Origin of the sequence: Paenibacillus montanisoli (assembly GCF_003268025.1) — a bacterium.
Taxonomy (GTDB): domain Bacteria; phylum Bacillota; class Bacilli; order Paenibacillales; family Paenibacillaceae; genus Paenibacillus_Z; species Paenibacillus_Z montanisoli.
Window position 1 is genome coordinate 1,201,782 of sequence record NZ_QLUW01000001.1, and the last position, 26,187, is coordinate 1,227,968.

Genomic DNA, 26,187 nt, shown 5'->3' on the forward strand with positions numbered 1-26,187 from the left:
CATCGCATCAGCGTGTCACAAATTTGCAGCAGGACTGTTGAAGCAGTTCCAATGGCTGAATCGGGGAGAGTTGAGTCATGGGAGAAGCGATCGTAATCACATCGGGCAAAGGCGGCGTTGGCAAGACGACGACCTCGGCGAATATTGGAACGGCGCTGGCGTTATTGGGGAAAAAAGTGTGCATGGTCGACACGGACATTGGCCTTCGCAATCTGGATGTTGTCATGGGTCTGGAGAACCGGATCATCTATGACCTGATCGATGTGGCGGAAGGCCGCTGCCGGCTTAACCAGGCGCTTGTGAAGGATAAACGTTTCGAGGAGCTGTATATGCTTCCCGCAGCTCAAACGAAGGATAAAACGGATATATCTCCGGAACAGGTACGCGATATGGTTCTGGAGCTGAAAAAAGAGTTCGATTACGTCATTATCGATTGTCCTGCGGGCATCGAGCAGGGCTTCCGCAACGCCGTTGCGGGCGCCGACCGTGCGATCGTCGTCACGACGCCCGAGAATGCGGCTGTCCGGGATGCGGATCGCGTCATCGGGTTGCTGGAACAGACGCAAATACCGGCAAGGCTAGTCATTAACCGGATTCGAGCCAATATGGTGCGCAACGGCGAGATGCTGGATATCGATGAAATATGCCAGGTGCTCGCAATCGATTTGCTAGGGATCGTGCCGGATGACGAGAAGGTCATTCGTTCGGCGAATGCGGGAGAGCCTACGGTCATGGATCCGTCTTCGCGCGCAGCCATCGCATACCGCAACATCGCGCGCCGGATGCTCGGCGATATGGTGCCGCTCATGCCGCTTGAAGAGAAGGCCGGTGTCATGAAACGGTTCCGCAAGTTTCTTGGAATAGGATGAGTGCTGGGTGTTTACCAAACTGAAAAAAGTTGACCTTGGCATGCTGATCATCCTGCTTGCGTTCATGGTAGTCAGCACCTTGCTGGTGCACAGCGCGACCTACGGCAATCCCGATTACGCCAGCTATGACGTGAAGACCGTCATTTTTTACGGCTTGGGATTCTTCGTAGCGCTGACAGCGACGCTGTTCGATTACCGCTTGTTTCTAAAAGCATGGATGTTTCTATATGGCATAGGTATCGTACTGCTGATTGTCGTTTACTTCACAGCCGAAGAGATCAACGGGGCAAAAAGCTGGTTCGAGCTGCCGGGCGGACTTCAATTTCAACCGGCAGAGATGGTGAAGATCATTCTGATCATCACGGTTGCCTACTTGATGGGCAGAAGGCAGGGGGATACGCTTCGCGTGGGCCAGGACCTGCTGGTCGTCGCCTTCTTCTCGTTTATTCCGTTCGCGCTCGTCATGATTCAGCCCGACTTGGGCAATGCGATTATTTATCTGGTCATCGTGCTTGGCATGCTGTGGATTGGCAACGTGAAATATACGCATGTGCTGCTCGGCCTAGCCATTACGATTGGCGGGCTTATGCTGTTCATTCTCATGTTCAACACGTACAATAAGGAAATTCACGATTACTTGCAAGAGCATGAGAAGACGCATTGGTATGAACGGATCAACGGCTTCATCAACCCGGAGACGGCCTCCGACAAAGAGGTATATCAAGCCCAGAAGGCGAAGATCGCGATCGGTTCCGGCGGCTTGACGGGCGACGGTTACATGCAAGGCGAATCGAAGAACCGCAAGTTCATCCCTTATCCGTATTCGGATGCGATCTTTGTCGTCATCGGGGAGGAGTTCGGGTTCCAAGGCGCCGCCGTCGTTCTGATGCTCTACTTCTTATTGATTTACCGGATGATCATCATTGCGTTTCAGTGTTATGACTTGAAAGGCTCTTTCATCATCATCGGCATCGTTTCGATGTACGTCTTTCAAGTCTTCCAAAACATCGGCATGATGATCGGGCTGATGCCGATCACGGGCATCACGCTGCCGTTCATCAGCTACGGCGGCACTTCGCTGCTGCTCAATATGCTCTGCATCGGCCTTGTCTTCAGCGTCAAGGCGCATCAGGAAAAATACGAAATGGCCACATAGGAGGCCGTCATCTCATTTGTTGAGATGACGGTTTTTTTTTGTTGGCCGCGTGCTGCTCCTTTTTGCCGCTTGTACCTGCGCTTCAACATAACTAGTCCTATTAGCTCATATATATTAGCGATCAGAGATGGAGGGATTAGTGATGAGGCAAAACAATAGCATCCGTGAGCGCAGGCAAGAGCGTATTCGCCGGATTTTGGAACATAACAACCACAGCCAAGCGCTTCCGCCGCAGCCGCAGACTGCTCAACAGCTGCTGCCCCAAACGCGCCAGAACGCGGCGAATCAGCCTCAGCTTTTGCCGGCCAAGCCCCAACAGCTGCCGACTCAGCTGATGGAGGACGATCCGGAGCGGCTATGGAAAGCGAATCCGAATCCGTGGGAAAGCGCCGGCTGGCAGATCGCGCCGCTGCCAAGCAAGGATGTGCGCGCAAGCAAGATGGGCGGGCCGAAAGCGCCGAATGAGCGGGATTACCGGTTTATCGTCCGGGGCTTGTTTATTCAAACGGCGATATCCGCCGCCTTGTTTATGATTGTGTTTGCGCTGTTCAAACTGGATATGCCCATCGCTAAGAAAGGCCAGCAGGCCGTAACGGCTGCATTGACCGAGGAAATGAATTTCGATGCGGCGGCTGCTTTGTATAAAGATTGGTTCGCTGGCGCACCCTCCTTCATTCCTATGTTCGGCGACAGAGGCGGAGAGGAAACTAGACTGACCGAAGGCGCGGTTGAACTGCCAATCGTATCGCCGATCTCGGGCGGCTCGGTCGTCAGAACGTTCGCGGAGACGCTGAGCGGGGTCGAGCTGGCCGGCGAGCCAGGCCAAGAGGTGGTAGCCGCGGAGACGGGCCGCGTGCTGGTCGTATCCAATGACGGCGAGCTGGGCGAGACGGTCGTCGTGCAGCATGCCAACGAGCGCGTTACGGTATATGGTCACTTAGGACCGGTACAAGTCGCCGTAAACGACTGGATTGAAGCAGGTAAACCGATCGGCCGTCTGCCGGTCGCGGAAGAAGGACAGCAAAGCTTGCTGTACTTCGCAGTGAAGGAGAGAGGCAAATACGTCGATCCCGCGGACATCGTCCCGATTGATTAAGCTTGGAGGCATCAGGTGGTCCGTCCACCCGCTTTTCGTGCTGGTCATGCTCGCCTCCATCGTGACCGGCTATTTCGTCGAGCTGCTGACGCTGTTTGCCATCGTTCTCGTCCACGAGCTGGGCCATGTCATCACGGCCAAAGGGTTCGGCTGGAGAGTCCGGGAGGTGAAGCTGCTTCCCTTCGGCGGTGTCGCGGAAGTGGAAGAGGGCAGCGGGGTGCCGGCGAAAGAAGAAGCGCTGGTCGCAATAGCCGGACCGCTGCAAAACGTTTGGATGGCAGGCATCGCCTGGCTGTTCGGCGTACTAGGCATATGGAGTCACGAATGGGCGGCGTATATTTGGCAGGCGAACGTGATGATCGGGCTGTTCAACTTGCTGCCCATCCTGCCGCTGGACGGCGGCAAGCTGCTGCAAGCTGCGCTCAGCCGGATGCTGCCCTTCTACGGCGCGCTCGTTTGGGGAAGCCGGATCAGCATGCTATTCAGCGTGCTTATGCTGCTGTATGCGATTGTTCCTGCGATGATCGACAGAAACGCCGTCCATATTCACATGAATTTGTTCGCCGTGGGGTTGTTTCTGCTGCTCACCAATTGGACAGCTTATCGCAATATCCCGTTCTTGTTTCTGCGGTTCCTTACGAATCGTGCGCTGTCCGCGTCCCGTTCCATTGCGCGAGGCGTTTGGGCCGTGCCCATCATCGTCCCGAAAGGGTATACGATCTTGAACGCGCTGCAGCTGTTCAAACGGGACAGCTATCACCTCATAGTCATCATGGAGGACAAGGGAGATATTGTCGGCGTCCTGCCGGAGCAGCAGCTCGTGAACGGCTTTTTGGCCGACGGACGAGCCGACCGTGCAGTTTTGGAGCTTTTCATGTAATATAAGTATCAGTAAAGACCGACTGGGCAGGAGGTCAGAGCATGAGAAGAATGCTGGTACACAAACAGAGGGATTGGCTGCAAGTCGCCGTCGTGGACAACAACCGCCTCCACGAATATTACATGGAGAAGACCGAAGACGGCGGTCTGCTCGTCGGAAGCTTCTACAAAGGGAAGGTCGTCAACGTGCTTCCGGGCATGCAGGCGGCTTTCGTTGACATTGGGCTCCCCAAAAACGCGTTCCTGTACATCGACGATGTGCTGCATCCTCACCTGGAACGGCAAACGAAGGAGAAGCCTTCAATCAATCAGCTGCTAAGCCCCGGGCAAGAACTGATCGTACAAGTGATGAAAGAACCGTTGGGCGGCAAGGGCGCGCGCGTGACGACGCATTTTTCGCTGCCTGGCAGGTTTCTTGTCTATATGCCTTCCGCGGATTATATTGGCATATCCAAAAAAGTGGCGGGCGAAGCCGAGCGCTCCCGCTTGCGCATGATCGGCGAGGGGATCCGGCTGCCCGGCGAAGGCGTGATTCTCCGGACCGCCGCTATAGGCGAGTGCAGCGATGCGCTTCAGGGCGATGTTCAGTTTCTGCGCGAGCTCTGGCAGGGCATTCAAGCCCGCGGCATAACCGCTGCCGCCCCGGCTCTTCTTCACCGCGAGGCCGATCTCGTGCACCGGCTCGTCCGGGATTTGCTGACGGTCGAAATGGACGAGGTATGGATCGACGACCGAACCGCCTATGCCAAGACAGAAGCGCTCATGAAGCAGATGGCGCCAGCGATGATACCGCGGCTGCGGCTGTACGAGAAGCAGGGGCAAGTCTCGCTTTTCCAGCAATACCGAATTAACGAACAGCTGCATGACGCGTTTGTACGGCGCGTCCGATTAGGCTGCGGCGGCGACTTGGTCTGGGATCAGACGGAAGCGCTGACCGTCATCGATGTCAATACCGGCAAATACGTCGGTACGCGAGATTTGGAAGATACGGTCTTCCGCACGAATCTGGAGGCGGCGGAGCAAATCGCCCGGCTATTGAGGATAAAGGATGTCGGCGGCATCATTATCGTCGATTTCATCGATATGGAGAAGGAAGAGCACCGCGATCAAGTCATGCAACTGCTGGAGAGGCTCGTGCGCCAAGACCGGACGAAATGCCAGGTCGTCGGTTGGACAAGGCTTGGCTTGCTTGAAATTACGAGGAAGAAGGTCCGGGAGCAGGCCGTATCGCCGATCTTGCAGTCTGGCGGCACCTCAGGGCGGGTTTAAAGCGATTTTCACGATTTTGCAAAAACTAATTTACTTTAGGCGATTATCTGTGTTATTATATTATGGTGTCTGCAGATGAAATACGCTGCGTCATATACCGCGCAGAACAGGTCCTTAAGCTTGGCTAGAGCTTGTCTCGGCCGCACCTGCATCAGGCGAGTCTTCGATATAAGGAGGTGCAACAAATGTTTGCGATTATTGAAACTGGTGGAAAGCAATACAAGGTTCAAGAAGGCGACGTTCTTTACATTGAGAAGCTTGAGGCTGCTGAAGGTACAGAAGTGACTTTCGACCGCGTATTGGCTGTTTCCAAAGGCGAAGAGCTCGTAACTGGCGCTCCGGTTGTTTCCGGCGCTACTGTAACGGCTACAGTTGAGAAACACGGCAAAGGTCAAAAAATCATCGTTTATAAATACAAAGCGAAGAAAAACTACCGCCGTAAGCAAGGTCACCGTCAACCGTACTCCAAAGTAACGATTGGCAAGATCCAAGCTTAAGAGGTCTCTCAATGATTACGGTCACCATTGAACGGCAATCCGCCGTTGATCTTCGGATCGTATCGTTTGCAATCGAAGGACATGCCAAGTTCGCCAAGCCGGGCAAAGACATTGTCTGTGCCGGTGTATCGGCCGTTTCGGTCGGTACGGTGAACGCCATCGAAGAACTGGCGGGACTCGTGCTTCCGGCTTCGATGAAGAGCGGCTGGCTCCGGTCGGATATTCCGACGACGGCTGATGCGGTCTCTAACGAGAAAGCGCAGCTGCTGCTGGAAGGCATGATCGTGCAGCTTAACTCGATTGCAGCCTCGTACGGGAAGTTTGTGCAGCTTCGTCAACAATTTCGGGAATAAGGAGGGAACATCCATGTTGAAACTGAATCTTCAGCTCTTCGCTTCGAAGAAAGGTGTAGGTTCCACAAAGAACGGACGCGACAGCCAAGCGAAACGTCTCGGCGCTAAACGCGCTGACGGCCAAACCGTATCGGCTGGCAGCATCTTGGTTCGTCAACGCGGAACGAAAGTTCACCCGGGCAACAACGTTGGCATCGGTAAAGACGACACTCTTTTCGCGAAAGTGGAAGGCGTCGTGAAGTTTGAGCGTTGGGGTCGCGACCGCAAGAAAGTTAGCGTATACCCAGTCGCAGCTGCTCCGGTAGCGGCAGCGGAATAAGGAATCAACCCGGTCTGTGAGCAGGCCGGGTTTTCTTATTTTTTTCTAAAACAATTCTAGCTGGCAAGATGATCTTTCCACGTACTCGTGATATACTGTTAGGGCTAGGGAAGGAAAGAATAGGAAAGTAGGCTCGGTTCTCATGAATCGCATCGGAATGACCAAATTTTTCGCGGCGGCGTCCCTTTTGGTTCCGGCCGCTGCAATTATCATTTGGCCGGAGCAGCTATGGCTGCTGGCTGTGTTTACGGCCTGGGTTGTCCTCGCAGCTGGTATATGGGTTCACACCGAACGGACAGAACAAGAAGCGCGAATGGCGAGAGCGGTTGCCGCGATGCAGCAGGCGTCGATTCGAACGCTCAATCATCACCGCCACGACTGGATGAACGACCTGCAGGTGATATTCGGATATATACGGATGGGCAAAACGGATAAGACGATTCAGTACGTGGAACAGATAAGAGAACGAATGTTGGCGGAGAGCAAGATCGCAAAGCTTGGCATTCCGTCGTTAGTCCAATTTATTCAATCCTTCCGGACGGTCTCGCACTCCCTGATCATTGACGTCGATATTGATGGGGATGTCAACTTGGCTGAGATGCCGCTTGACGGGGAGCTGGCCGCGGAATCGATCGTCGGCATCATTAACGCGTACCGCTTTGCCGTGCGTCCGGGGGTTGGCGACGCTGACCGGCTCGTGATTCGCATTTCACGGGACGAGCATAAGCTGAGCGTGTCGTTCCACTGTGAAGGCCAGATCAGCGAATTGGACGATTGGAAGATGAAATGCAAGCGGGCGCTGCATAATTCGCCGCTGAAGCTGGCGGAGAACGGCCTGCAAAATGCAAATGTGAGGCTGCAAGCGCAGCTTGGGAAATAAACGGAGGCTTAGGCAATGTTTGTCGATAAAGCAAAAATATTTGTTAAGGGCGGCGACGGCGGGAACGGGATCGTTTCCTACCGCCGCGAAAAGTATGTACCGAACGGAGGGCCGGCCGGCGGCGACGGCGGCAAAGGCGGCGATGTGATCTTCCGCGTGGACGAAGGGCTTCGCACGTTAATGGATTTCCGCTACCAGCGCCACTTCAAGGGCCAGCGCGGCGAGCGCGGCAAAGTGAAAACAATGCACGGCGCTAACGCGGAGGATATGATTGTCCGCATCCCTCCGGGCACGGTCATCATTGACGACGAGTCGGATTCGATCATTGCGGATATGACGCAGCACGGCTCGGAAATCATCGTCGCCAAGGGCGGACGCGGCGGACGCGGCAACTGCCGGTTCGCGAGCGCAAGCAATCCGGCGCCGGATTTTGCCGAGAACGGCGAGGAAGGCGAGGAGCGGTGGATTACGCTCGAGCTGAAAGTCATGGCCGATGTGGGCCTGGTCGGCTTCCCGAGCGTTGGCAAGTCGACGCTGTTGTCGGTCGTGTCTGCAGCTCAGCCGAAGATCGGCGCTTATCACTTTACGACGCTGACGCCGAATCTCGGCGTTGTCGATGTTGGAGACGGACGCAGCTTCGTCATGGCCGACCTGCCCGGACTGATCGAAGGCGCGCATGAAGGCGTAGGGCTAGGCCATGATTTTCTGCGGCATGTCGAGCGTACGCGCATTATTTTGCACGTGCTGGATATGTCGGGCTCGGAAGGACGCGACCCGTTCGACGACTGGAAGAAGATCAATCAGGAGTTGGAGCTGTACAATTCGATTCTGGCGGAACGACCGCAAATCATCGTGGCCAACAAGATGGACATGCCGGAGGCGGAGGAGCAGCTGGAGCTGTTCCGCGAACAGCTTGAGGCGGAAGACGAAGTGAAGCACGAGATCGTGCCGATGTCCTCTTTGACCAAAAAAGGCGTGCAGGAGCTGCTGTACAAGGCGGCGGACTTGCTCGAAACCGTGCCGGATACCCGCTTGATCGAAGAGGTTAAGGACGTGGCGGAACGGAAGGTCTACAAGCTGGAGAAAGAAGAAGACCGCTCCTTCAAGGTGGGCAAGGAGAACGAAGGCTTCTACGTCGAAAGTCCGTTCATCGAGAAGTTCATGAAGCGGGTCAACCTGAACAATTCGTACGATGCGATCATGCGCTTCGCGCGTACGATGCGTCAAATGGGCGTCGATGCCGAGCTTCGCAAAATAGGCGCCAAGGATGGCGATATCGTCCGGATCGGCGAATACACCTTCGAATTTTTCGAAGGCAGCGATTTTTACTACCACGAATAACGAACGAAATGGACAGAGGCTGCTGCGGCGGCGTCAAGCGCAAGAAGCGCGGACGCCCCGCAGCAGTTTTTTTATTCTATTGGAGGGCAATTCAGGTATAATAGGGGGTATTGCTTAGCATTGCCTATTGCCGCATTCGTCAATTTTCGTTATAATGTCCTCTATGGAAGAACAAATGTCTTTTATAGGAGGACGGCAAGTGGAGGAACGATATTTTGTCGTCCGCGAGGACATGTTGCCGGAAGCGATCTTGAAGACGATTCAGGTAAAGGAAATGCTCCGGCGCGGCGAAGCGGCTACCGTCCATGAAGCGACGGAGCGAGTAGGCTTGAGCCGAAGCGCCTTCTATAAATACAAGGATGGCGTCTATACGCAAAATCAATTGAACCGGGAGGCGATCGTCACCGTTTCCATGGACCTCGACCATCGTTCGGGCGTCCTGTCCAAGGTGCTGGGCCTTGTTGCCGACACGGAAGGAAATGTGCTCACGATCCACCAAACCATCCCGCTGCAAGGGCTTGCCAATGTGATCATTTCAGTGGACACGTCGACGATGAATGGTTCGCTTTCCGAGCTTATCGAAGGCATCCGCAGGCATGACGGCGTACGTAAAGCTGCGATCATCGGGCAAGGATAGAGACATTCAAACTGGAGGAAAACAGAACAATGAAACCAATTAAAGTAGGTTTGCTCGGCCTAGGGACAGTCGGTACGGGCGTTGTCCGCATCGTGGAAGGCCATCAATCCGATTTGGAGAGTCAAGTCGGCTCGCCGATCGTGATCGAGAAAGTACTCGTTCAAAATAAAAGCAAGACGCGTTCCATCAGCATCGCACCTGACAAGCTGACGGAAGACGTTTGGGAAATCATCTATAATCCGGATATCGATGTCATCGTAGAGGTTATGGGCGGCATTGAGCTGACGAAGAATTACATTCTTGAAGCGCTGTCCCGAGGGAAACATATCGTTACGGCCAACAAGGATCTTATGGCGCTGCACGGCCCGGAGATTTTGGCGAAGGCGCAGGAGAACGGCTGCGATGTGCTGTATGAAGCGAGCGTTGCCGGCGGCATCCCCATCATTCGCACGCTGATCGAAGGCTTCTCGTCCGACCGCATTACGAAAATTATGGGGATCGTAAACGGCACGACGAACTATATTCTGACCAAAATGAGCAAGGAAGGCGCGGCCTATGCAGACGTGCTGAAAGAAGCGCAGGAGCTTGGCTATGCCGAAGCGGACCCGACTTCCGACGTCGAGGGCTTGGACGCGGCCCGCAAAATGACGATCCTCGCCACGCTTGGCTTCAGGGCTAACGTAGCGCTTGAGGATGTCGATGTCAAAGGCATTTCCCGAATCAGCCGCGAGGATATCCTATATGCAAAACGTTTAGGCTATGAAGTGAAGCTGCTCGGCATCGCCGAGCGTCAGGACGACTATATCAGCGTCAGCGTTCAGCCGACGATGGTCAAGATCTCTCATCCGATCGCGTCGGTCAATGGCGTATTCAACGCGGTTTATGTTTACGGCGAAGCGGTCGGCGAGACCATGTTCTACGGCGCCGGCGCAGGCGAGCTGCCGACGGCGACTTCCGTCGTGGCGGACCTTGTCGCAGTCGTGAAGAACCTGAAGCTGGGCGTGAACGGCAAGCAGCAGCAAATCGCTTATAAAGAAAAGAAGCTCAAAACCGACGAGCAAATCGCCTCCAAATATTTCATGCTGCTTCATGTCGCGGATCGCGCCGGCGTGCTGGCACGCATTACGCAAGCGTTCGCCGAGTATGAGGTAAGCTTGGAATCCGTGCTGCAGCAGCCGAACCCAAGCATTCCGGAAGCGGAAATCATCATCATTACGCATGATGCGAATAAAGCAGCCGCACAGAAGGTGCTGAAGGCGCTGGAAAGCATGGACGTCGTCAAAGAGATCAAGAGCGTTTACCGCGTAGAAGGCTAATTTTTATTTTCACATACAAAGGAGTTCTATCATCCCATGAGATATCTAGGCTTGCTCGAAACGTACAAAGACTATTTGCCGGTAAACGAAAACACGCCGATGCTGACGCTGCAAGAAGGCAACACGCCTTTGGTACGCGCTGAAAACTTGTCCGAGGAGCTCGGTCTGAATCTGTTCTTCAAATATGAAGGCCTTAACCCGACAGGTTCATTTAAGGACCGCGGCATGGTGATGGCCGTTGCGAAAGCGATGGAGGAAGGCAGCACGACAATCATGTGCGCGTCCACAGGCAACACTTCCGCGGCAGCGGCAGCCTACGCGGCGCGCGGCGGCCTGAACTGCATCGTGTTGATTCCAAACAACAACATTGCGCTTGGCAAGCTGGCTCAAGCGATTATTTACGGGGCGAAGGTCATCGCGATTAACGGCAACTTCGACCGCGCGCTTGAAATCGTTCGAGACATTACGGCAAAACACCCGATTACGCTCGTGAACTCGGTCAACCCTTATCGGATCGAAGGCCAGAAGACGGCTGCGTTCGAGGTCGTGGATCAGCTAGGCGGCACGGCGCCCGATTATTTGGCGATTCCGGTCGGCAACGCGGGCAACATTTCGGCATATTGGAAAGGCTTCAAGGAGATGCATGAGCGCGGTAGGATCAGCTCGCTGCCGAAAATGGTCGGCTTTGAAGCGGAAGGCGCCATGGCGATCGTGAAAGGCGAGCCTATTGCAGAGCCTGAGACGATCGCAACGGCGATTCGGATCGGCAATCCGGCAAGCTGGAAGACGGCAGTGGCCGCAGCGGAGGAATCGAACGGCCAGATCAACTACGTTACGGATGAAGAAATTCTTCATGCGTACAAGCTGATCGCCAGCCGCGAAGGGATTTTCGCGGAGCCGGCTTCGGCGGCGTCTATCGCCGGCGTGCTCAAGCTGAAACGCGAAGGCGCGTTCAAGGGCGGCGAAACGGTCGTCTGCGTCTTGACCGGACATGGTTTGAAAGACCCTAATATCGCCATTAAGAGCGTACAAGCGGAGCCGATCGTCGTTGACGATACCGAGGAAGCCGTTATGAACGCGATCCGTGAGCTCGAAGGTGCGGTAAAATGATGCATCGCCGGGTAATGGTAAAGGTGCCGGCCAGCACGGCGAACCTCGGGCCTGGCTTCGATACGCTTGGCATGGCGCTGTCTCTATATACATGGATCGAAATGTCGGTTTCGAGCGACGGCATCACCTCATTTGATTTGTACGGAGACGGGATGGAAGGAATTCCGACCGATAAATCCAATTTGATTTACACCGTGGCGCAGCAGGTGTTTGAGGCGGCTGGCGTCCAGGTGCCGGAGCTGCACGTCGCGATGTACAGCGATATTCCGCTGACGCGCGGACTGGGCAGCAGCGCTTCCGCAATTGTCGCGGCGTTAGTCGCGGCTAATGCGCTGATCGGCAGTCCGCTCAGCGAAGACAAGCTGTTCCAGATGGCCAGCGAGCTGGAAGGCCATCCGGACAACGTCAGCGCTTCGCTCTTCGGCGGTATCGTCGTAGCGGCTTGGGACGGACAGCGCGCGGAGAAGGTCAGGATCGAGCCTCACGCCGATTTGGACGTGCTCGTCGCGATTCCGTCGTTCCAGCTGGCGACGGAGAAAGCGCGGAATGCGCTGCCAACGCAAATTACGATGAAAGACGCTGTCTTTAATGTAGCGAGCAGCTCCTTGCTGGTGGCCGCATTTGCAAGCGGCAATCTGGAGCTGATCCGGTTTGCGATGCGGGATCGGCTGCATCAGCCATACCGCGCGGCGTTAATCCCGGGAATGGCCGAAATCTTGGAGCAAGCGACAGGGCGCGGAGCGCTGGGCGTTGCGTTGAGCGGAGCGGGACCGACGCTTCTGACGCTCGTTGACCGGAACAGCCCGCGCAAGGCGGAGCTGGAATCTTTTCTGATCCATACGCTTAAGGATCACGGCATCCATGCGGAAACAATGTGGCTGAAGCCATGCGTGCATGGGCCGGAGATCACCGTGAGCGAAGGTCAGCAGGCACAATCGTTCATGGAACGGATTAAAGGAGAAGTCAGGGCATGATAAGCGTAGCGTGTTTAACGAAGGGCTCGACATCCGACGAAGCGGCACGATATTTATTGAACGGCCATGGCGCCGACATTCATTATTCGTATCATCGCCTGATCGCCGATGTGTTTCTTTCGACGGCGGAAGGCAAAACGGCCTATTCCATCATTCCAATCGAGAATACCATCGACGGCTCCGTAAGCTTACATACCGATTGGCTCGTAGACGAAGTTAACCTGCCGATTCAAGCCGAGTGGGTCTATCCTTCCATTCAAAACTTAATCGGCGATGTGGACGAGCTAACGGAAGGCGGGGAGCTGGCGTACAGCAAAATCGTGAAGGTGATGAGTCATCCTGTCGCGATGGCGCAGTGTACGCAATATTTGAAACAGCATCTCCCGCATGCGGAGCTGGAGCATGTCAGCAGCACAGCAGAGGCCGTGCGGATCGTCAAAGACAATCCGGGCAGGGGCTGGGCTGCGATCGGGCAAGTATCCGCCGCCGCGGACAATGAGTTGACGGTACTCGAGTCGGCCGTTACCGATCACGATAACAATTTCACCCGGTTTCTGCTGGTAGGCCAGGAGCCGTTCACGCTTCGTGAATCGCAGAAGCATAAGACGAGCATACTCATTACGCTGCCGGAGGATTATCCGGGTGCGCTGCATCAAGTGCTTTCCGCGTTTTCGTGGCGCCGGATCAACCTGTCCCGGATTGAGTCGCGGCCAACGAAGAAGAAGCTGGGCAATTATTATTTTCTGATCGACATCGAAATGTCGATGGACACGATCCTGCTCCCGTCCGCTATCGCCGAGATCGAAGCGATCGGCTGCCAGGTTCGCGTTCTGGGAAGCTATCCGAGTTTTAAATATAGTTCGCCGGAGCAGTTGTAACTCAATTCTCGCGGAGGTGCGCATATAGTCATGGCAGAGCAAGTCATTTATCTGAATGGTGATTATGTCAGCAAGGAAAATGCCAAGGTTTCCGTATTCGATCATGGTTTTCTATACGGGGACGGCATTTTTGAAGGCATCCGGATTTACAACGGCAATATTTTCAAATGCAAAGAGCATCTTGACCGTCTTTACGACTCGGCCAAATCGATTATGCTCGATATCCCGCTTTCTTATGACGAAATGGAGAAAGCTTTGATCGAAACGATCCGCCGCAACGAGCTTAGCGACGGCTACATCCGTTTGGTCGTTTCGCGCGGCCCCGGCAATCTCGGCCTGGATCCGAAGCGCTGCCCGCAAGCGTGGGTCATCATCATCGTCGAGCAGCTCGCCATTTATCCCGCCGAAGCTTACCGCGACGGATTGGTGTCGGTGTCGGTGTCGCAGCGCCGCAACATCCCGGATGCGCTGAATCCGAAGATCAAGTCGCTCAATTACTTGAACAACATTCTTGTCAAAATCCAAGCGAACCTGGCCGGCGTAGGCGAAGCGATCATGCTGAACGCGCAAGGGTACGTGGCGGAAGGATCTAGCGATAATATCTTTATCATTAAGCGAGGCGTCGTTTATACACCGCCTTGTTACGTCGGAGCGCTTGAAGGCATTACGCGCGCGACGATTATCGAGCTGTGCGGCAAGCTTGGCTATACGCTCAAGGAAGAGCCGTTCACGCTGCATGACGTTTATGTGGCGGACGAGGTATTCTTTACCGGCACGGCCGCAGAGGTGATCGCGGTTCGCGAGGTGGACGGACGCACGATCGGCGGAGGCAAAGCAGGTCCGATTACGACGCATCTGCTGGAGGAATTCCGCAAGACGGTTGAAGTGGACGGCGTGAAGGTGTACGGATAAAAACAGATATCATCAAGCGGATAAAGTTGAAGTTTCCGCCAGGCGAAAGCCTGGTTCGGACTTCAACTTTTTTTTGTGCCGATGGGTGACACCCGCCTACCTCGTGCATAGGATGTAGGGATTGATAATGGGCGTTTACCGCGTCTGCCCAAGGCGTACAAACGTGACAGGAGGTTTTTGGCAAGTGAAAATCCATATTGTCAAGAAAGGCGATACGCTGTATCACATTTCCCAGAAATACAACGTTTCGCTGGAAGAAATCATCAAGCTCAACCCCACCATCACAAATCCGGACCAGATCGATGTTGGGATGAAGATCAAAGTGCCGGCATCTCATCATGGAAACATGGACATCATGCACCAGCATGTCGTTCAGCAGGGCGATACGCTGTGGAAGCTTTCGAAAGCTTGGGGAATTCCGCTCAGCGATATGATTAAAGCCAATCCGCAGCTGAAAAATCCGAACGTGCTGCTGACGGGTGAGGTTGTCAATATACCTAAGCCAGGATCGTCGCACCACATGAATGAGATGACCATGCAAGCTCAAAGCGACAGCAACAAGTCCGGAACCGGAAATCATCCGCTGCATCCGGCTTCCGTCATGCAGGGCGTTCAAGGCTTGATGGGCAAAATGTCGACCGCGCCGTTCATCGGCAAGAAATCGACAGGTCAGAAGCCGAGCACGATGCCGATGCCGATGCCGGTACCTGAAGTCCTTCCGGAGCAGGTGGCGCCAGCGCCTATGCCGACGCCGTTGCCGGAGCCAGTACCTACCCCATTGCCGGAGCTGCCGGTTATGGAGAAGAAGAAGTACCCCGTGTACAATTCATACGAACAGCATGTCGATCTGTTCAAGCAATACGGCGTTCCCGCAACGGAGGTCATGTCAGGATTTGATATGCAGAAGATGCCGGAGGCGGTGTCGCCGGTCATGACGGGCGGCTACGGCCATCCGACAGCAGTCAGCCCTGCTCAGGATATGAATTGGTGCCCGCCGGTCACTTCGCCGTGGGGTGCGCCAAGCTATGGCCATGGTCCGTCGATGGTGTCGCCAGTCGAAATGGGTCCGCACGGCGGCGGCTACGGCTTCGATCCGTCGATGGTGTCGCCGGCTGAAATGGGTCCGCACGGCGGCGGCTACGGTTTCGATCCGTCGATGGTGTCGCCGGCCGAAATGGGTCCGCACGGCGGCGGCTACGGCTATGACCCGTCGATGGTCTCTCCGGCAGGGATGAGCCCGCACGGCGGCGGTTACGGCTATGATCACTCGATGGTCTCTCCGGCAGGGATGGGCCCGTACGACGGCGGCTACGGCTATGATCAGTCGATGGTCTCTCCGGCAGGGATGGGCCCGCACGGCGGCTACGGCTACGATCCGTCGATGGTCTCCCCGGCAGGGATGGGCCCGCACGGCGGTTATGGCTTTGACCCGTCGATGGTTTCCCCGGCAGGCACGGGTCCATTTGGCGGCTATGGCTACGGCGCTCCTGTATCCCCAGCGGTAGCCGGCGCGTCGACCGGCAAGAAAAAATGCAACTGCGGCTGCCATGAGAAACGCGAGGATGAACTCGAGCTATTCGAAGAAGAATCGGTTCCGGCTTCCGAAAACAAATCCGCTGCTCCGCGCAAAACGGTGAAGAAGGCGGTCGTTCGCCAGACGCGCATCGTAAAGCCGAAGCGCCGCGGAAGCCTCCCTTGGATTAACCATTAATCTCGTGCCGCCCGGGCATCAATCGGAAGACTTTTCCGATGACGGCCGGGGCGGTTTCTTTTTTGAGCAAAGATGATGTGCATAATTCTCCAGTCCAGGTGCAACACTAGCAAAAAAGGTAAAAAGGGGAGTTCCTTATGTTGGAATTCAGCCTCTGGAAAAAGTTAAAAAAGAAGCTGCGGCGCACACGGCGGCCGATTTGGCAGCTGGGCTGTCTGCTTGCGGCTGCCATGCTTTCCTTCGCTGGCGCCCGTTCCGCTCATGCCGCGGTGCCGGATAAGCCGGCAGCCGGCATGCGGAGCGTGATCGAGGTGCTGGCGTCGCAATCCGAGCAGGTAACGGTCAAGCTGCACCGGGTTTATTTATGCGGCGAGGAGACGAAGGCGCTCGGCAGCATGACCTCGAAGGAGGCGCTGGGCTTGATGAAGGAGCATCCGGAATGGACGGCTATGCTGGATGAGCAGCGGGCGGTCGTGATGGAGGAGCGCATCGACGATCTATCGGAGTCCTGCAAGCGTAACGGCACCTTTGGCTTGGATAAGGCCGGTCATCTGTCGCTCTTTGACGGTTCGCCGAAGAAAGAGAAAGTGCTGCGGACTTTTTTCCAGTTGGACGTAAATTATATGGAAAGCAGCCTGCCGAAGGAACGGATCGATGAGCTGGTGAACGGCATTCGCATCACGGATAAGGACGAATTCAACAGCGTGCTTTCCACATTCAGCGATTATGCGGTCGACCGAAGCGAGAAAGTGATGAAACGCGACTTTTAGGCAAGGCTGGTTAGACGGCAGTTTGGACAAGCATCAGCTATGTGTAAGGGCGGCCCGTGCGTAACGGGCGGCCCTTTTTTCGTTTGCGGCGCAGCGCGAAAGACAAAACGCGTGTTCTCATTCTTCGGATCATTTGCTATAATGGATGGAAGCCAATTTTTGTCCAGTCTATTATTTGGCACGGAGGAGAGGAAGAGGCTTGCGCGTACTAGGAATTGACCCGGGAATTGCGATCGTCGGGTTTGGCTTCATCGACAAAATCGGGAGCAAGCTCGTTCCCGTTCAATATGGCTGCATACAAACGGAAGCCCACACGCCTCAAGAGGAACGGCTCAAGCAAGTCTATGAGTCTACCTGTGCGTTGATGGACCGCTATAAGCCGGATACGGTAGCGGTAGAGAAACTATTCTTCAATAAAAACGTCACGACGGCCTTTTCAGTCGGGCAAGCGCGTGGCGTCATGATCTTGGCCGCGGCCCAGCGGGGACTTCCGATTACCGAATATACGCCTCTGCAGGTGAAGCAGGCCATTGTCGGCTACGGCAAAGCGGAGAAGCGCCAGGTGCAGGAAATGGTGCGCATGTTTCTAAAGCTGAGCGCCATTCCGAAGCCTGACGATGTGGCGGATGCGCTGGCGGTGGCGATTTGCCATGCGCACTCATCCGTACTCACGCAAAAAATTAACGGGGAGAAGCGCTTATGATCGATTATGTGAGAGGACGCGTCGTCCACTTGGATACGGAATACGTCGTTATCGATGTGAGGGATATCGGTTATCGGGTGTTTACGCCGAATCCGTATGCGTTCGCCAAGAGCGACGATGTTGTTACGATCTATATCCACCACCACGTGCGAGAGGATGCGACGCTGCTCTTCGGCTTCTCGAACCGCGAAGAGCAAGCGATGTTCCGCAAGCTTCTGGACGTATCGGGCATCGGCCCGCGCGTAGCGCTCGGAGTACTGGCAGGCGGGAAGCCGGAGACGATCGCAGCGGCTATCCAGCAGGAGAATCTATCATTCTTGACCAAGCTTCCCGGCATCGGGAAGAAGACGGCGCAGCGGATGATTCTGGATTTGAAGGATAAGCTCGATATGATCCCGGGCGGCTTCAGCTTCGCCGCTGCCAGCGTCGCGCTGGATGATGCCGATACGAAGGGCACCTTATTCGAAGGCGGTCAGAACTGGCGTGAAGCGCGCGAAGCGCTGATGACGCTCGGCTATACAGCGGCGGAGCTTGACCGCGCTTGGCAAGGGATGAAGGATAAAGAGGTGCCGGACGAATCGGTGGATGCACTGATGAAGAGGGCGCTGCAGCAATTGTTCAAAGGCTAGCAGAGAGGGGTAAGCGCGAATGGACGAGAGGATTATTTCCGCCAACCTCATGATGGAAGATCAAGCGGTGGAGCTTAGTTTGCGTCCACGCTATTTGGCTGAATATATCGGTCAGACGCAAGTGAAAGAGAACTTGAAGGTATTCATCGAGGCGGCGAAGCTGCGCAAGGAAGCGCTGGACCACGTGCTGCTGTACGGACCTCCGGGACTTGGGAAAACGACGCTGTCCAACATTATCGCCAACGAGCTCGGCGTGAATTTGCGCACGACGAGCGGCCCTGCGATCGAACGGCCCGGGGATCTTGCCGCGCTTCTGACGAATTTGCAGGAAGGCGACGTGCTGTTCATCGACGAGATCCACCGGCTTCACCGGTCGGTGGAGGAAGTGCTGTATCCGGCGATGGAGGATTTCGCGCTGGACATTATGATCGGCAAAGGGCCGAGCGCGCGCTCGGTCCGCTTGGATTTGCCGCCGTTTACGCTGATCGGCGCCACGACCCGCGCCGGACTGCTGTCCGCGCCGCTGCGCGACCGTTTCGGCGTCGTCAGCCGGCTGGAGTTCTACACCGTTGACGAGCTTGCGTTCATTGTATCGCGGGCGGCTGAAATTCTCGGCGTCAGCGTCATCGGCGAAGCGGCGCAGGAGATTGCGATGCGTTCGCGCGGAACGCCGCGTATCGCGAACCGGCTGCTCAAGCGCGTCCGCGATTTCGCGCAGGTGCGCAACGACGGCATCGTGACGCATGAGCTTGCCCGCAGCGCGCTCGGACTCATTCAAGTCGATCCGCTCGGGCTCGACAGCATCGACCACAAGATGCTGCGCGCGATGATGACCATCTATCGCGGAGGCCCTGTCGGGCTCGATACGATCGCGGCAACGATCGGCGAAGAAAGTCAGACGATCGAGGATGTGTATGAGCCGTACTTGATGCAGATCGGCTTCCTGCAGCGGACACCGCGGGGACGGATGGTCACGCCGCTCGCATATCGGCACTTGGGGCTTCCCGTTCCTCAGCAGGCAGGGGGAGAACCGGGCGCTGATGGCGGAACAGAGGCCGGGAACTAGAAAGGCGGCGATGTACAATGGCTAGGAACCCACGAAGCAGGAACGAGAATAAACGTGAAAAGTTGATTGTCCTATACGACGGGAACTGCAATTTATGCCTTGGCACCGTCCGCAAGCTGAAGGAGCTGCAATCGACGGCGGATTTGCGGTTTATTCCGGTTCAATCGCTGGAGGAAACCTATGAAACGGTCCCCGGGCTGGCATCATTCGATCAGGCCATGCTGCTGACGAAGATGCACGTAGTCGAAGCCGATGGAACGCTGCATGCGGGAGCGGCCGGCGTCGTGCGGATTTTGCGAACCGTCAAAGGATTGCGGTGGCTAGCTTGGCTTTATCGCGTGCCGGGGCTAAGAATCGCGGGGGACGGCTTGTACCGGGTTATTGCGGCGAAGCGCTACGATTGGTTTGGCCGAGCCGATGACGGCTGCCACGAAGGCGCTTGTACGCTTCCTAAAAAAGAATAGACCGTGTGAAGGAGTGGAAGTTTTGCCGACGAAAGGCATAAACGCCGTTCAGGCGAACGAGGCGAAGGCGCCGCGAGTTCAAGATGCCAAGCGAGCCAGGCTGCCGAAGGCGATTCGTACGATGACGGTTCTGATGACCGGCGTGATGGCGCTATCCGTATGGACATCTGTACCGTCAAGAGGTGCGGCGGTCCCGAAGCTGGATAACATTCGTGTTGCGATCTTCGTGAATACGAGCAAATATAAGCTTGATACGGCCGCGGCCACGTTCAGCTCGGCCGGAGGGCTGCAGGTTGGGGTGCGCCAGCCATCGGGCGTCGTCCCGATGTTTCAAACCTCGCCAAGCGAGACCGTCAGGTTCGCGCTTGACGATTATAAGCCGCTGTTGCTTGAGACGACGGATTACATGACCGCGCTCTCCGCACTCAAGCGGCTGAAAGCGATGGGCGCATCCGGTTTGATGACGGCATCGGGCGATCCGCGCGGCAAGCTGTATCAGATCGCAGAAGGCTCATACGCCTCTGCCGCGGAAGCGAAAGCCGCGGGAGACCGCTGGCTGAAGGACGCCACGCTGGCGGGGCTTGCCGGCAAATCCGGGAATGCCGGACTGATCGGTCCGCTTCATTTGGAGACCGATACCGTCTACGCGTCGAAAGCCGAAGCGGTGCAGGCTGCCCAGACGTTCAGCGCATCCGGCGTGGAAGCTTATGCCGCGATGAAGCAGACCGGCAGCGCTCCGGGTATCTATACCGTCGTCGTCGGCGCGGAGAGCGATCAGACGGCGCTTAACCGGGCGAAGGCGCAAGCCCAGCAAATTAACGGGGCGCTATCGCTCCGGCAGACGGATGCAGGAGCTGCATATTTATTAATGCGCGATGATTATACGACGGCAGAATCGGCTTCGAAGCCTCCCGCGACGCTCTATTCGGTACCGGTTACGGGCACGAAGCTATGGCTCTCGGCCGACGCGCCGACAGGCATCAAGCTGATGGAGCGGTATAACCGGAGCTACCGCGGCTCGCTTGAAGTGAGCGGATTTAACAACAAGCTGGCCGTCATCAATGAGTTGCCGTTCGAGCAATATTTGTACGCGGTAGTCGGGGCGGAAATGCCTTCCTCTTGGCCCGCGGAAGCATTGAAATCACAGGCGGTGGCTGCCCGCACCTACGCGCTCTACCAAGGCTTCGGGTTCCAAATCGCGCATGTGGTAGACAGCACGCTGAGCCAAGCTTACGGAGGCATCGGCGCGGAGAAGCCGGCTACGATTGCGGCGGTCGATGCGACAAGCGGCGAAGTGGCGATGTATAACGGCAAGGTGATCGAGACGGTCTTCTCATCGAGCGCAGGCGGCGCAACGGCCGACCCGAAGGAAATTTGGGGGAGCAACGTCGATTATTTGAAGACCGTCCAAAGTCCGGACGAGTCCTCGGAGAAGGGGCTGTACCGCTGGTACCGGATCGTGCTTCCGAACGGATCGGTCGGGTATACGCGTGAGGATTTGTTGGACGAGACCAATCAAACTTCGATGACCGGCCATCCGATACTTCGCGTAAACACGGATGGCGCTAAAGTCCGGCCGGTTCCGCTCGTACAAGACAATGTGCCGGTCGTGGACCAAGCCAGCCGCGGAACGCTTGTCGTTCAGCTGGAGAAGGTATCGCAATCCAACGAGATGTCATGGGTTCGTGGAACCTATTCCTCCGATGAACTGCAAACTATGATGAACGGAAAGGTCAAGGTGCCGGGTAACGGCAAGATCTCGACGCTTGAAGTGAGCCAGAAAGGGCCGTCGGGACGTCCGACGGAACTGCTCGTAAACGGGCAGAAGCTGACGGTGAAATATCCGGATTTGTTCCGTTCCGCCTTCGGCGGACTGCCGAGCACGTTTTTCCGAATCGATGAAACGGCCCGTATGACGATAGCCGGCGGAGATGGCGAGATCCGGAATCGTCCGGCCGTGACCGATTCCGGTGCTATGTATTTGATCGGCGGCAGCGGCTCCGCGAAGGAATTGAAAGACCGCAACGTCTTCATTCTGAACGGAGACGGCGAGCTTCGCGCAGCGACGAAGGAGCCGGGCTTCCGTTTCGTAGGATCCGGGAACGGTCACGGCGTCGGGCTGTCCCAATATGGTGCCCGCGGATTGGCAGAGCTTGGGTATGACTATAAATATATAATGCAATACTATTACAAAGACGTAACGATCGTTAAGGAATGAGAACTCATTGATGAATGTAGCAGAATTTGATTTTGATTTGCCGGAGCATCTGATTGCGCAAACTCCTCTTTCGGATCGAACCTCCTCCCGGCTGTTGACCCTGAACCGCGCTACCGGCGAAGTGGAGCATCATACGTTTACGAAGCTCTCCGAGCTGCTTCAGCCTGGCGATACGTTGATTCTGAACGACACGCGCGTCATGCCGGCGAGGCTGATGGGCATCAAATCCGACACCGGCGCCAAGGTTGAGCTGCTATTGCTTAAACAGCTCTCCGGCGATCGGTGGGAGACGCTCGCTAAACCGGGCAAGCGGCTTCGGGCCGGCGCTCAGCTATCCTTCGGCGATGACGGGACAGGGGAGCCGCTGCTTCGGGCTACCATAATTGCAGAGGGAGAGCAGGGCGCACGCGAGATCGAGTTCCATTATGAAGGCATCTTCAACGAGCTGCTGGATAAGCTCGGAGAGATGCCGCTTCCGCCTTACATCAAGGAGCGGCTGAACGACCGCGAGCGTTATCAGACGGTCTATGCCAAGCACGAAGGCTCTGCTGCGGCTCCGACGGCCGGCTTGCATTTTACGAAGCCGTTTCTGGAACAGCTGCAGGCGAAGGGCGTCCACATCGGCTATATTACGCTTCATGTCGGGTTAGGCACCTTCAGGCCGATGTCGGTCGATACGGTGGAAGAGCATAAGATGCACGCCGAGTATTATGAGTTAAGCGAAGAAACCGCAGCGATGCTTCAAGCGGCGAAGGACCGTGGCGGCCGAATCGTAGCCGTTGGCACAACTTCCGCGCGAACGCTTGAAACCGTTGCCGCCCGGTTTGCGTATGAACGGTTGCAGGCTTGCAGCGGCTGGACCGATATTTTTATTTTTCCCGGCTACGAATTCAAGCTGGTGAATGCGCTGCTGACGAATTTCCACCTGCCGAAGTCAACGCTCGTCATGCTCGTAAGCGCATTGGCCGGGCGCTCGGCCATTATGAAAGCATATCGGGAAGCGATCGAACGGGAATACAGGTTCTTCAGCTTCGGAGACGCGATGTTCATTTACTAGGACAGAAAGAGGACGTAAACGAGTGGCAATTACATACGAGCTAATTAAGACATGCAAGCAATCGGGAGCGCGTTTAGGACGCGTACATACACCGCACGGCGTTATCGAGACGCCTGCATTCATGCCGGTAGGCACGCAGGCGACCGTGAAAACCGTCAGCCCGGAAGAGCTGAAGACACTGGACGCTCATATCATTTTAAGCAACACCTATCACCTGTTTATCCGTCCCGGGCATGAGATCGTGAAGAAGGCGGGCGGGCTGCACAAGTTCATGAATTGGGACCGTCCGATTCTGACCGACAGCGGCGGGTTTCAAGTGTTCAGCCTAAGCAATATGCGAAAGATCAAAGAAGAAGGCGTCGAATTCCGGAGTCACCTGAGCGGAGACAAGCTGTTCCTCTCGCCGGAGAAAGCGATGGAAATTCAGAACGCGCTCGGCTCCGACATCATGATGGCCTTCGATGAATGCGCGCCGTACCCGGCCGATTACGAGTACGTGAAGAAATCGCTGGAGAGAACGACAAGATGGGCGGAGCGCTGCCTGGCAGCCCATGCCCGTCCCGAGGACCAGGGATTGTTCGCCATTATCCAAGGCGGCATGTACGAGGATCTGCGCCGTCAGAGCGCGGCTGAGTTGACTTCCATGGATTTCCCGGGGTATGCTATTGGAGGACTTAGCGTCGGAGAACCGAAGGATCTCATGTATAACGTGCTCGATTGTACGGTTCCGCTGATGCCGGCTAACAAGCCCCGCTATCTGATGGGCGTAGGCTCGCCGGATGCCCTGCTGGAAGGCGCGATACGCGGCGTCGACATGTTCGACTGCGTGCTGCCAACGCGAATTGCCCGCAACGGCACGACGATGACGAGTTCCGGAAGATTGGTCATTCGCAACGCCAAATTCATGGAGGACTTCGGCCCGCTCGATCCGGAATGCAGCTGCTACACTTGCACCAACTACTCGCGCGCATACATTCGCCACTTGATCAAAGCGGATGAAACGTTCGGTATCCGGCTGACGACCATTCACAATTTGCACTTCCTGCTAGAGCTAATGCGCGGGGTGCGAGGGGCGATCATGGAAGACCGGCTGCTAGATTTCCGCAATGAATTTTTTGACAAGTACGGCCTGAACGATAACGATAAAGGATTTTAAGGAAAGGGGTGAATTTAATGTCAGGAGCAGCTTCCTTACTCCCATTCGTACTTATGTTTGCGGTCTTCTATTTCCTTCTGATCCGGCCGCAGCAGCGCAAGTCAAAGCAGCGTAACTTGATGCTGGGCGCGCTGAAGAAGGGCGACAAAATCGTGACGATCGGCGGTATGCATGGAACGATTATGGAGATTTCGGATGATGTCATTGTCCTTCGCGTCAACGATGCAACGAAGATCACATTTGACCGCAGCGCGATCAACACCGTCGTCTCGAGCAGCGCTGCAGCGGCTACGCCAGCTGCACCAGCGGTAGAGAAGAAAGAAGACGAGAATATTAAAGCTTAACAACCGTTTATGGAGTTGACGGTTGACAAGAACATTGTACGAAACAAGCCCGCGTTGCACGCGGGCTTGTTTCGTATTATTAGGCCAACCAGAAAATACGGGTTGGCCTGTTTTTGTTAGCACAGCTCGCAGCTTACGGAGACATAGACCGTTTATGTAGAGCAGCCCTTCAAGACCTACTCATATCTACTTAGTAGGAGCCTACCGGTCGCGTAAGATAAGTTTATTAAAAGCCGTTGTTAGATCAGAGATGATATCTTCCGGATCTTCCAAGCCTAGATAGAGACGTACCAAACTGCCGGAAGACTCTGGCATGGAAAGAACAGTAACCAAGCTTTCGTAGCCCCCCCAGCTCACGCCGATTCGAAAGAGTCTAAGCGAGTCCGCCCATTCTTGCATGAGATCAATCGATAGATCGGTTTCAAAAGATACGAGGCTGCTAAAGCCTTGCATTTGTCTTAAAGCAAGCTCATGCTGCGGGTGCGAAGGAAGGCCCGGATAATAAACGGTTCGAACGTGCGGAACGCTCTGCAAAAAGTGTGCCAGCTTGTTTGCGGTATCTTGATGCGTTTTCATTCTGACAGGCAGCGTTCTTACGCCTCGCATGGTAAGATCCGCGATTTGCGGTGTCATAATACTGCCGAGGCTGGTATACTCAAGCTTTTGAATCATTTCCTTTGAGCCGATTACAGCACCGCCCAGCGCATCGCTATGGCCGCTGATATACTTGGTTGTGGAATGGACGACCATGTCAATGCCGTATTTCAAAGGATTTTGGAACATAGGGGTGGCCCATGTGTTATCCACGATTGTAATGATGCCCGCTCTTTTCGCCAAGCTCGCGCAAGCCTGCAAGTCTTGCAGTTCATGAAAATAGGAGGTGGGAGTTTCCATATACAACAGGCTGGTATTCTCTCGTATGGCAAGCTCAATGTCGGTTATGGAAGTGCCGCTAACGAAGGTATTCTCAATTTCAAAACGTTTTAAGTAGGAGTTCAGAAAATGTTTAGCGGGAGAATAGGCATGATCGATACAAATCACATGATCGCCCGTTTTGACGGTCGACAAAATAGCAGTCGAGATGGCGGCCATCCCTGAGGTGAAGCATCGGGCTTGTTCGCCGCCTTCCAGCTTTGCGAGCATTTGCTCGAGAACGTTTACGGTCGGATTATTGACGCGGCTATAAATATAGGTGTCGGGCTGTCCGCCCATCGCGCTGATAAATTGTTTATAACTGGAATAGGTGAACAAGGAGTTTTGATAGATTGGCATTTTAACCGCACCGTAGTGTTTGGCATCATGCTCTTCATGAACGGCTTCGGTTGATTTTTTTAGTGAGTCGCGGGATGAAGACTGCAAGGTAATCCCCCTCGATAACAGAGTTTATCGAACATCCATCTAATGATCATATCGTCATACGTTAAAGCATATCACTTAGTATCATAAAGCAAGCCGGTTTCTGTTGTCAATCCGATAGAAGGAAATAAAAAGCACCCTGAATCGGTAAAGTTGTGCTAAACTAGTTCTCACAGGCACCCAAACGGCTTATAGTCAGACAATATGATTAACCGCCGAATAATTGT

27 protein-coding genes are annotated in these 26,187 nt (G+C 55.3%); 26 read left to right on the forward strand and 1 reads right to left on the reverse strand.

All coding sequences use genetic code 11. The features are described 5' to 3' along the window. The first annotated feature begins 77 nt into the window (after positions 1-77). The 26 genes from minD to yajC all read left to right on the forward strand — a co-directional run bounded on the left by minD (position 78) and on the right by yajC (position 24,604). The gene (gene minD, locus DL346_RS05265; protein WP_112880990.1) at positions 78-869 is read left to right on the forward strand and encodes a septum site-determining protein MinD; all 792 of its coding nucleotides are present in this window, start codon (positions 78-80) and stop codon (positions 867-869) included. Between the two features lie 7 nt (positions 870-876). Then, positions 877-2,025: an FtsW/RodA/SpoVE family cell cycle protein gene (locus DL346_RS05270; RefSeq protein WP_112880991.1), complete on the forward strand. Its 1,149-nt coding sequence runs from the start codon at positions 877-879 to the stop codon at positions 2,023-2,025. Positions 2,026-2,167: 142 nt separating this feature from the next. Next, positions 2,168-3,121 carry a M23 family metallopeptidase gene (locus DL346_RS05275; protein ID WP_165822379.1) on the forward strand — a complete coding sequence of 318 codons (954 nt, stop codon included), beginning with the start codon at positions 2,168-2,170 and terminating at the stop codon, positions 3,119-3,121. Further along, positions 3,114-4,001 carry a site-2 protease family protein gene (locus DL346_RS05280; protein WP_112880993.1) on the forward strand — a complete coding sequence of 296 codons (888 nt, stop codon included), beginning with the start codon at positions 3,114-3,116 and terminating at the stop codon, positions 3,999-4,001. The genes DL346_RS05275 and DL346_RS05280 overlap by 8 nt, the downstream gene beginning before the upstream one ends. A 41-nt stretch (positions 4,002-4,042) precedes the next feature. Beyond that, positions 4,043-5,269, forward strand: coding sequence for an Rne/Rng family ribonuclease (locus DL346_RS05285; RefSeq protein ID WP_112880994.1), 1,227 nt, complete (start codon positions 4,043-4,045; stop codon positions 5,267-5,269). Positions 5,270-5,454: 185 nt separating this feature from the next. Further along, positions 5,455-5,766 carry a 50S ribosomal protein L21 gene (gene rplU, locus DL346_RS05290; protein ID WP_112880995.1) on the forward strand — a complete coding sequence of 104 codons (312 nt, stop codon included), beginning with the start codon at positions 5,455-5,457 and terminating at the stop codon, positions 5,764-5,766. An 11-nt stretch (positions 5,767-5,777) separates the two neighbouring features. Beyond that, positions 5,778-6,119 carry a ribosomal-processing cysteine protease Prp gene (locus DL346_RS05295; protein ID WP_112880996.1) on the forward strand — a complete coding sequence of 114 codons (342 nt, stop codon included), beginning with the start codon at positions 5,778-5,780 and terminating at the stop codon, positions 6,117-6,119. A gap of 13 nt (positions 6,120-6,132) precedes the next feature. Beyond that, on the forward strand, positions 6,133-6,438 hold the full coding sequence (gene rpmA, locus DL346_RS05300) for a 50S ribosomal protein L27 (RefSeq protein WP_112880997.1): 306 nt from the start codon (positions 6,133-6,135) through the stop codon (positions 6,436-6,438). Positions 6,439-6,580: 142 nt separating this feature from the next. Continuing rightward, on the forward strand, positions 6,581-7,318 hold the full coding sequence (locus DL346_RS05305; RefSeq protein WP_112880998.1) for a Spo0B domain-containing protein: 738 nt from the start codon (positions 6,581-6,583) through the stop codon (positions 7,316-7,318). 15 nt (positions 7,319-7,333) lie between these two features. After that, entirely contained in the window at positions 7,334-8,659 is a 1,326-nt protein-coding gene (gene obgE / locus DL346_RS05310) for a GTPase ObgE (RefSeq protein WP_112880999.1), read from the forward strand. 199 nt (positions 8,660-8,858) lie between these two features. Beyond that, positions 8,859-9,296, forward strand: coding sequence for an ACT domain-containing protein (locus DL346_RS05315; protein ID WP_112881000.1), 438 nt, complete (start codon positions 8,859-8,861; stop codon positions 9,294-9,296). Positions 9,297-9,325: 29 nt separating this feature from the next. Then, positions 9,326-10,612: a homoserine dehydrogenase gene (locus tag DL346_RS05320; RefSeq protein WP_112881001.1), complete on the forward strand. Its 1,287-nt coding sequence runs from the start codon at positions 9,326-9,328 to the stop codon at positions 10,610-10,612. Between the two features lie 36 nt (positions 10,613-10,648). After that, the gene (thrC, locus tag DL346_RS05325) at positions 10,649-11,722 is read left to right on the forward strand and encodes a threonine synthase (RefSeq protein WP_112881002.1); all 1,074 of its coding nucleotides are present in this window, start codon (positions 10,649-10,651) and stop codon (positions 11,720-11,722) included. Then, complete coding sequence (gene thrB, locus DL346_RS05330; RefSeq protein ID WP_112881003.1) at positions 11,719-12,696, forward strand: homoserine kinase; 978 nt, start codon at positions 11,719-11,721, stop codon at positions 12,694-12,696. The genes thrC and thrB overlap by 4 nt, the downstream gene beginning before the upstream one ends. Next, positions 12,693-13,574, forward strand: coding sequence for a prephenate dehydratase (gene pheA, locus DL346_RS05335; RefSeq protein WP_112881004.1), 882 nt, complete (start codon positions 12,693-12,695; stop codon positions 13,572-13,574). Before thrB ends, pheA begins: the two co-directional genes overlap by 4 nt. 30 nt (positions 13,575-13,604) lie before the next feature. Beyond that, positions 13,605-14,486: a branched-chain-amino-acid transaminase gene (gene ilvE, locus DL346_RS05340; RefSeq protein WP_112881005.1), complete on the forward strand. Its 882-nt coding sequence runs from the start codon at positions 13,605-13,607 to the stop codon at positions 14,484-14,486. A gap of 184 nt (positions 14,487-14,670) precedes the next feature. Beyond that, on the forward strand, positions 14,671-16,197 hold the full coding sequence (locus tag DL346_RS29715; protein WP_276311508.1) for a LysM peptidoglycan-binding domain-containing protein: 1,527 nt from the start codon (positions 14,671-14,673) through the stop codon (positions 16,195-16,197). Between the two features lie 137 nt (positions 16,198-16,334). Further along, positions 16,335-16,967 carry a BofC C-terminal domain-containing protein gene (locus DL346_RS05350; RefSeq protein ID WP_112881006.1) on the forward strand — a complete coding sequence of 211 codons (633 nt, stop codon included), beginning with the start codon at positions 16,335-16,337 and terminating at the stop codon, positions 16,965-16,967. A 199-nt stretch (positions 16,968-17,166) separates the two neighbouring features. Further along, on the forward strand, positions 17,167-17,670 hold the full coding sequence (gene ruvC, locus DL346_RS05355) for a crossover junction endodeoxyribonuclease RuvC (RefSeq protein ID WP_112881007.1): 504 nt from the start codon (positions 17,167-17,169) through the stop codon (positions 17,668-17,670). Further along, positions 17,667-18,299, forward strand: a complete 633-nt coding sequence (gene ruvA, locus DL346_RS05360; RefSeq protein ID WP_112881008.1) for a Holliday junction branch migration protein RuvA — start codon at positions 17,667-17,669, stop codon at positions 18,297-18,299. The genes ruvC and ruvA overlap by 4 nt, the downstream gene beginning before the upstream one ends. A gap of 19 nt (positions 18,300-18,318) precedes the next feature. After that, the gene (ruvB, locus tag DL346_RS05365; protein WP_112881009.1) at positions 18,319-19,365 is read left to right on the forward strand and encodes a Holliday junction branch migration DNA helicase RuvB; all 1,047 of its coding nucleotides are present in this window, start codon (positions 18,319-18,321) and stop codon (positions 19,363-19,365) included. A 17-nt stretch (positions 19,366-19,382) separates the two neighbouring features. Further along, complete coding sequence (locus DL346_RS05370; protein WP_112881010.1) at positions 19,383-19,829, forward strand: thiol-disulfide oxidoreductase DCC family protein; 447 nt, start codon at positions 19,383-19,385, stop codon at positions 19,827-19,829. Between the two features lie 22 nt (positions 19,830-19,851). Then, positions 19,852-22,047 (forward strand): SpoIID/LytB domain-containing protein, encoded by a 2,196-nt coding sequence (locus tag DL346_RS05375; RefSeq protein WP_240633034.1) that lies wholly within the window; start codon positions 19,852-19,854, stop codon positions 22,045-22,047. A gap of 10 nt (positions 22,048-22,057) precedes the next feature. Then, the gene (gene queA, locus DL346_RS05380) at positions 22,058-23,104 is read left to right on the forward strand and encodes a tRNA preQ1(34) S-adenosylmethionine ribosyltransferase-isomerase QueA (protein WP_112881011.1); all 1,047 of its coding nucleotides are present in this window, start codon (positions 22,058-22,060) and stop codon (positions 23,102-23,104) included. Between the two features lie 22 nt (positions 23,105-23,126). Continuing rightward, positions 23,127-24,260 (forward strand): tRNA guanosine(34) transglycosylase Tgt, encoded by a 1,134-nt coding sequence (gene tgt / locus DL346_RS05385; RefSeq protein WP_112881012.1) that lies wholly within the window; start codon positions 23,127-23,129, stop codon positions 24,258-24,260. 17 nt (positions 24,261-24,277) lie between these two features. Then, positions 24,278-24,604, forward strand: coding sequence for a preprotein translocase subunit YajC (yajC, locus tag DL346_RS05390; protein ID WP_112881013.1), 327 nt, complete (start codon positions 24,278-24,280; stop codon positions 24,602-24,604). Positions 24,605-24,805: 201 nt separating this feature from the next. Here yajC and DL346_RS05395 read toward each other — a convergent pair whose 3' ends face one another. After that, positions 24,806-25,963, reverse strand: coding sequence for a trans-sulfuration enzyme family protein (locus tag DL346_RS05395; protein WP_240633035.1), 1,158 nt, complete (start codon positions 25,961-25,963; stop codon positions 24,806-24,808). Positions 25,964-26,187: the final 224 nt, after the last annotated feature.

Bases quoted from the DNA above. Each gene is read 5' to 3' on its own strand.
- queA (WP_112881011.1), top strand. From the start codon at position 22,058: ATGAATGTAGCAGAATTTGATTTTGATTTGCCGGAGCATCTGATTGCG.
- thrB (WP_112881003.1), top strand. From the start codon at position 11,719: ATGATGCATCGCCGGGTAATGGTAAAGGTGCCGGCCAGCACGGCGAAC.
- DL346_RS05305 (WP_112880998.1), top strand. From the start codon at position 6,581: ATGAATCGCATCGGAATGACCAAATTTTTCGCGGCGGCGTCCCTTTTG.
- ilvE (WP_112881005.1), top strand. From the start codon at position 13,605: ATGGCAGAGCAAGTCATTTATCTGAATGGTGATTATGTCAGCAAGGAA.
- thrC (WP_112881002.1), top strand. From the start codon at position 10,649: ATGAGATATCTAGGCTTGCTCGAAACGTACAAAGACTATTTGCCGGTA.
- DL346_RS05275 (WP_165822379.1), top strand. From the start codon at position 2,168: ATGAGGCAAAACAATAGCATCCGTGAGCGCAGGCAAGAGCGTATTCGC.
- DL346_RS05320 (WP_112881001.1), top strand. From the start codon at position 9,326: ATGAAACCAATTAAAGTAGGTTTGCTCGGCCTAGGGACAGTCGGTACG.
- DL346_RS05285 (WP_112880994.1), top strand. From the start codon at position 4,043: ATGAGAAGAATGCTGGTACACAAACAGAGGGATTGGCTGCAAGTCGCC.
- DL346_RS05295 (WP_112880996.1), top strand. From the start codon at position 5,778: ATGATTACGGTCACCATTGAACGGCAATCCGCCGTTGATCTTCGGATC.
- ruvB (WP_112881009.1), top strand. From the start codon at position 18,319: ATGGACGAGAGGATTATTTCCGCCAACCTCATGATGGAAGATCAAGCG.
- ruvA (WP_112881008.1), top strand. From the start codon at position 17,667: ATGATCGATTATGTGAGAGGACGCGTCGTCCACTTGGATACGGAATAC.
- rplU (WP_112880995.1), top strand. From the start codon at position 5,455: ATGTTTGCGATTATTGAAACTGGTGGAAAGCAATACAAGGTTCAAGAA.
- DL346_RS05350 (WP_112881006.1), top strand. From the start codon at position 16,335: ATGTTGGAATTCAGCCTCTGGAAAAAGTTAAAAAAGAAGCTGCGGCGC.
- DL346_RS05370 (WP_112881010.1), top strand. From the start codon at position 19,383: ATGGCTAGGAACCCACGAAGCAGGAACGAGAATAAACGTGAAAAGTTG.
- obgE (WP_112880999.1), top strand. From the start codon at position 7,334: ATGTTTGTCGATAAAGCAAAAATATTTGTTAAGGGCGGCGACGGCGGG.
- rpmA (WP_112880997.1), top strand. From the start codon at position 6,133: ATGTTGAAACTGAATCTTCAGCTCTTCGCTTCGAAGAAAGGTGTAGGT.
- minD (WP_112880990.1), top strand. From the start codon at position 78: ATGGGAGAAGCGATCGTAATCACATCGGGCAAAGGCGGCGTTGGCAAG.
- pheA (WP_112881004.1), top strand. From the start codon at position 12,693: ATGATAAGCGTAGCGTGTTTAACGAAGGGCTCGACATCCGACGAAGCG.
- yajC (WP_112881013.1), top strand. From the start codon at position 24,278: ATGTCAGGAGCAGCTTCCTTACTCCCATTCGTACTTATGTTTGCGGTC.